This window comes from Mesorhizobium sp. M1322, from assembly GCF_040318085.1.
GTDB lineage: Bacteria > Pseudomonadota > Alphaproteobacteria > Rhizobiales > Rhizobiaceae > Mesorhizobium.
This window is the reverse complement of sequence record NZ_JAMYLP010000068.1, coordinates 25,750-31,766: the sequence shown is the minus strand read 5'-3', so window position 1 is coordinate 31,766 and position 6,017 is coordinate 25,750. Positions and strand designations below refer to the sequence as shown.

Below are 6,017 nucleotides of genomic sequence, written 5' to 3'. Positions count from 1 at the left end.
CGGCACTGGTTAGGGCGGGGGGGGGAGGTGCTGTTTTTCATTCCGCCCGGGCTGTGGGGTGTGGCGGGGGGCGGGGGGGCGCGCGGGGGGGCGTTGGCGCCGCCAAGGCCGCTCCAGCACTTTGAATTTTGCGCCTCGCGCTTCCGAAAATCGAATCCGATTTCGCGCCGTCGCGTCTCCGAAGACATGCACGGATAAAGATTTCTTTATATCCCATTGTCGTCCGACCGACGATCTGCTAGTCAGGCCGGCAACTCGCGCCCTTCGACACGCCTTTCCGGCGCGGGCGCAACCCGAAGACAATTCTTGATCGGAGCACTGCCATGACGGGTAGCAATGACTATGTGGTCGCCGACATCTCACTTGCCGGCTATGGCCGCAAGGAGATCGAGATCGCCGAAACCGAAATGCCGGGCCTGATGGCCTGCCGCGAAGAGTTCGGCAAGGCGCAGCCGCTCAAGGGCGCGCGCATAACCGGCTCGCTGCACATGACCATCCAGACGGCGGTGCTGATCGAAACGCTGAAGGCGCTCGGCGCCGACATCCGCTGGGCCTCCTGCAACATCTTCTCGACCCAGGACCATGCCGCCGCGGCCATCGCCGAGGCCGGCATTCCGGTCTTCGCCGTCAAGGGCGAGACGCTCGAGGATTACTGGGTCTACACCGATAAGATATTCCAGTGGGCCGATGGCGGCACCTCCAACATGATCCTCGACGATGGCGGCGACGCCACCATGTACATCCTGATCGGTGCGCGCGCCGAAGCCGGCGAGGATGTGCTCTCCGATCCGGGCAGCGAGGAGGAAGAAATCCTGTTTGCCCAGATCAAGAAGCGTATGGCGGCATCGCCCGGTTTCTTCACCAAGCAGAGGGAAGCGATCCGCGGCGTCACCGAAGAGACCACCACCGGCGTCAACCGGCTCTATCAGTTGCAGAAGAAGGGCCTGCTGCCGTTCCCGGCCATCAACGTCAACGATAGCGTGACCAAGTCGAAATTCGACAACAAATACGGCTGCAAGGAATCGCTGGTCGACGGCATTCGCCGCGGCACCGACACGATGATGGCCGGCAAGGTTGCGGTCGTTTGTGGCTATGGCGACGTCGGCAAGGGTTCTTCGGCATCGCTCAAGGGCGCCGGCGCCCGCGTCAAGGTTACCGAGGTCGATCCGATCTGCGCATTGCAGGCGGCGATGGACGGTTTCGAAGTCGTCACGCTCGAAGATGCCGCCCCGACCGCCGACATCATCATCACCACCACCGGCAACAAGGATGTCGTCACCATCGACCACATGCGGGCGATGAAGGACATGGTGATCGTCGGCAATATCGGCCACTTCGACAACGAGATCCAGGTGGCGTCGCTGCGCAACCTGAAGTGGACCAACATCAAGCCGCAGGTCGACATGATCACCTTCCCGGACGGCAAGCGGATGATCCTGTTGTCGGAAGGCCGCCTGCTCAATCTCGGCAATGCCACCGGCCACCCGAGCTTCGTCATGTCGGCGTCCTTCACCAACCAGGTGCTGGCCCAGATCGAGCTGTACACCAAGCCCGGTCAGTATCAGAACCAGGTCTATGTCCTGCCGAAGCATCTCGATGAAAAGGTCGCGCGTCTGCATCTCGACAAGCTCGGCGCCCGGCTTACCGAACTGTCCGGCGAACAGGCCGCCTATATCGGCGTGACCCCGCAGGGACCGTTCAAGCCGGAACACTACCGCTATTAACCACGGCGGAAATTACTACTAGATATTGATGCCGGGCGATTGACTTTTCGCCCGGCTTTATTTTTGCGCCGATTGATTCTTCACGCCGATTCGCGCAAGCGCTATGGTGCTGATTCGCGGGTCCGGGGACGAGGGCCGACACCCGCATCAGGGCGGTCTTGCATTCAGGCGGCGAAGAGGACCAGGACATGCCGGGGGATTACCCGCCTTGCGCGGGACAGGCCGTTTCCGGCGGCCACAACGATTCGGTGACCACGGGTTCCGCTGCCAAAGGCGGAAGCCTCTTATGGCGCGCTGGCAGCCGCGTCGGAAAATTGCTTGCTTCCTCCGCGCTCGCCGGTCCGCTGCTTGGCACTTCGGCACATGCTGGACCCGCTGCTGCGTCCAAAGCCGGGCTATCGGTCAGCACCGTCGAGGTCATGCAACTCGCGATGTTTGTCGGCGTCATGGGCGCCGCACTTGTCTCGGCCATTTTCCTGATCCGCGAACGGGCGCGCACCTCGGCGCAGAATGTCGAACTCAGAGCCCGCCTAGCCGACGTCAACGCTGCGCTGCAGCGCTCCGAGGCGCTGCTCAACCTGCGCGGCCAGCGTGTCGTCGTATGGGCCTCCGAAAACAAAAAGCCCGAACTCGTCGGGACATTGCCGGTTGAAAGCGGCGCTCCGGAAGACCGTGCCGCCTTCCTCGCCTTCGGCCGTTGGCTGATGCCGCGCTCGGCGGCGGCGCTCGAAAATGCCGTGGCGGGACTGCGGGAAAAGGCGAAGCCATTCGATCTCGTCATCGAATCGCAGGCCGGTGCGCCACTCGAAGTCCACGGGCGCAAGAGCGCAGCACACGTGGTCGTCCGCTTCGTCTCGCTTTCAGAAACGCAGCGAAGCGAGGCCAGGCTGAAAATCGAAAACCAGCGTCTCGCCGCCGACTATGACACCATGCTCGGCCTTCTCAACGCACTCAGCATGCCAGCATGGCTGCGCACGGCGAACGGGCGGCTGAAATGGGTCAACCGCGCCTATGCCAAGGCGGTCGAGGCGGAAAACGCCGAAGCTGCGGTTCGCGACGCGAAGGAATTCCTGGGTGGCCAGGCGCGCGATGCGATCGCTGCGCAGCATAAGTCGCATCCCGTCTTCGAGCAGGCGCTTTCCACCGTGATCGAAGGCGACCGCCGCATGTTCGCCGTGACCGACTTCGCTGACGCCGACGGCTCGGCGGGTCTTGCCTGCGACACCAGCGCCATCGAAACCATCCGTAACGAATATGAGCGGACCGTACGGAGCCACGCCGACACGCTCGATCAGCTCAACACCGCCGTGGCGATTTTCGATACCGACGAAAAGCTGCGGTTTTTCAACCAGGCGTTTCAGAAACTATGGGGTCTCGACAGCGGCTTCCTGCACAGCGCTCCCGACAACGCCTTGTTGCTCGACCGGCTGCGCAGCGAAGGCAAGATCGCCGAGCAGCCCGAATGGCGGCGCTGGAAGGAAAGCCTGCTTGGCGCTTATCGCGCGGTCGAGTCGCAGGAACATTGGTGGCATCTGCCGGACGGCAAGACCATCCGCGTCGTCGCCAATCCGCAGCCCAAGGGCGGCGTGACGTGGGTGTTCGAGAACCTGACCGAGAAGATGGACCTCGAAAGCCGCTACCAGACTGCGGTGCGGGTCCAGGGCGAAACGCTCGACAATCTTGCCGAAGGCGTGGCCGTGTTCGGCCCCGACGGCAGGCTCAGATTGTCGAACCCGGCATTCGCAGCACTTTGGGGACTGGACGCCGACGCCGCCAAGCCCAACGTTCACGTCTCCACGATCCGCGATCTGTGCGACCGGCGCGCCGCTGACAGCCCCTGGCGCGGGTTCGTTGCCGCCATCACCGGTTTCGACGATGAGCGCCGCGACCGCCACGGCCAGACCGAGCTGAACAACGGCACCGTGCTGCGCTACGCGATGATCCCGCTGCCCAACGGGCAGGTGATGATGACCTTCGTCGACGTCACCGACAGCGTCAATGTCGAGCGGGCGCTGAAGGATAAGAACGAGGCACTGGAAAAATCCGACCAGCTCAAGAACGAGTTTGTGCAGCACGTCTCCTACGAATTGCGCTCGCCGCTGACCAACATCATCGGCTTCACCGAGCTTCTTTCACTGCCGTCGACCGGGCCATTGAGCCAGAAGCAGCGCGAATATGTCGAGCATGTCAGCTCGTCTTCCTCGGTCCTGCTCACCATCGTCAACGACATCCTCGACCTGGCGACCGTGGATGCCGGCATCATGGAGCTCGATATCTCCGAAGTTCACGTCGACCGGACCATCGCTGCCGCTGCCGAGCTTGTTTCCGACCGGCTGGAGGAGCATGCAATCAGGCTCAAGGTCGAAGCGGCCACCGCGCCAAAGACGTTCCACGGCGACGAAACCCGCATCCGCCAGATCCTCTACAATCTGCTGAGCAATGCCGCGAACTACGCTCCGGAGGCGAGCACCATCACGCTCACCTGTCGCTCGCTTGCCGACGGCGTGGAATTCTCGGTTCACGACGATGGTCCCGGCATGCCGCCGGACCTGCTCGACTCGGTGTTCCGTCGTTTCGAACCGCGCACCAATGGCGGCCGCCGGCGCGGCGCCGGGCTCGGCCTGTCGATCGTCAAGAGCTTTGTCGAACTGCATGGTGGCAGCGTCCGCATCGAGACCGGCAAGGACATGGGCACCACCGTCATTTGTGCCTTTCCCGACACGCCGTCCGGCATCCGCGCGGCGGCCGAGTAGCGCGCTCGATGGCAGGCATGGTGCTGGAGCGTTTTCTCGCCGACGAGGCTGCGACCGCAAGGCTGGGCGAGGATCTGGCCATGTCGCTGCGCCCCGGCGACGTGCTGGCTCTCAGAGGCGATCTCGGCGCCGGCAAGTCGAGTTTGGCGCGGGCGCTGATCAGGGCAATGACCGACGATGCCGGTCTCGACGTGCCGAGCCCGACCTTCACGCTGGTCCAGAGCTATGAGGCGCGCGTTCCCGTCCATCATTTCGACCTCTATCGCCTGTCCTCTGCGTCCGAGCTGGACGAACTGGGTTTCGACGAGGCGCTGGCGCAAGGCGCTGCCCTGGTCGAATGGCCGGAACGGGCAGAGGCCTATTTGCCAAAGACTTCGGTCCAGATCGAGCTGCTCCATCAGGGCGACGGCCGCCTGGCGAGACTGACGGGACAAGGCGCTGCCTTCGAGCGCGCGGCGCGATCGCTGGCCATGCGCGAGTTTCTGGAAAGAGCTGGCTGCGGCGAAGCGCAGAGACGCTATTTTGTCGGCGACGCCTCGGCCCGCTCCTATGAGATCGTCTCGCTGGCCGGCCTGCCGCCGCGCGTGCTGATGAACTCGCCGCGGCTGGTGCTCGGGCCGCCGGTCCGCGACGGCAAGCCCTATGCGGTGATCGCCCACACCGCGCAATCGGTCGCGGCCTTCGTTGCCATCGACCGGGCGTTGCGGGCCGGTGGCGTCAGCACCCCGCAGGTCCACGCTCAGGACCTGCACCAGGGATTTCTTCTGCTCGAGCATCTCGGTTCGGAGGGATTTCTCGGCCAGCATGGTCAGCCGGTGGCCACGCGCTATGCGGCGGCCGCCGAACTGCTTGCCATGATGCACGGCAGGGCATGGCCCGATCGCATCGAGGCCGCGCCCGGCGTCTTTCACGACGTGCCGCCTTTCGACCGCGACGCTATGATGATCGAAGCCGAATTGCTGCTCGACTGGTATGTGCCGGCGATATCAGGCGGCCCGGCCAGCGATGCCTTGCGCGCCGGCTATACAAAAGAATGGAATGCGGTTCTCGACCGGTTGGAAGGGCGCGAATACACGCTCATGCTGCGCGATTTTCATTCGCCCAACATCATCTGGCGCGGCGAGCGTACCGGTCACGATCGCCTCGGCATCGTCGATGTCCAGGACGCGCTGATCGGACCGTCCGCCTATGATCTCGCCTCGCTGGCCATGGATGCGCGCGTCACGGTTTCGCTTGAGATCGAGCGGCGGACGCTCGATGCCTATATCGCCGCGCGCCATAAGGCTGGCGCTTTTAACGAAGACGAATTCGTCGAAACCTATGCGATTATGGCGGCGCAGCGCAATTCGAAGATTCTCGGCATTTTTGTTCGGCTCGAAAAGCGCGACGGCAAACCCTATTATCTAAAACACCTGCCGCGCATTCGCGACTATCTCCGGCGAGCGCTGGCGCATCCGGCGTTGGCCAGCTTGCGGGATTTCTATACCGCCCACGGCCTGTTGGAGGAACGGTCGCTGTGACGACACGCCTCAAAACCGCA

General features: G+C 63.5%; 3 protein-coding genes. All 3 read left to right on the top strand.

Annotation, left to right across the window (positions count from 1 at the left end):
* Positions 1-323: 323 nt before the first annotated feature.
* The 3 genes from ahcY to tsaE all read left to right on the top strand — a co-directional run bounded on the left by ahcY (position 324) and on the right by tsaE (position 5,997).
* Positions 324-1,724: an adenosylhomocysteinase gene (gene ahcY / locus NKH12_RS22080; RefSeq protein ID WP_352955072.1), complete on the top strand. Its 1,401-nt coding sequence runs from the start codon at positions 324-326 to the stop codon at positions 1,722-1,724.
* A 188-nt stretch (positions 1,725-1,912) separates the two neighbouring features.
* Entirely contained in the window at positions 1,913-4,477 is a 2,565-nt protein-coding gene (locus NKH12_RS22075; protein ID WP_352955071.1) for a sensor histidine kinase, read from the top strand.
* An 8-nt stretch (positions 4,478-4,485) separates the two neighbouring features.
* Complete coding sequence (tsaE, locus tag NKH12_RS22070; RefSeq protein WP_352955070.1) at positions 4,486-5,997, top strand: tRNA (adenosine(37)-N6)-threonylcarbamoyltransferase complex ATPase subunit type 1 TsaE; 1,512 nt, start codon at positions 4,486-4,488, stop codon at positions 5,995-5,997.
* Positions 5,998-6,017: the final 20 nt, after the last annotated feature.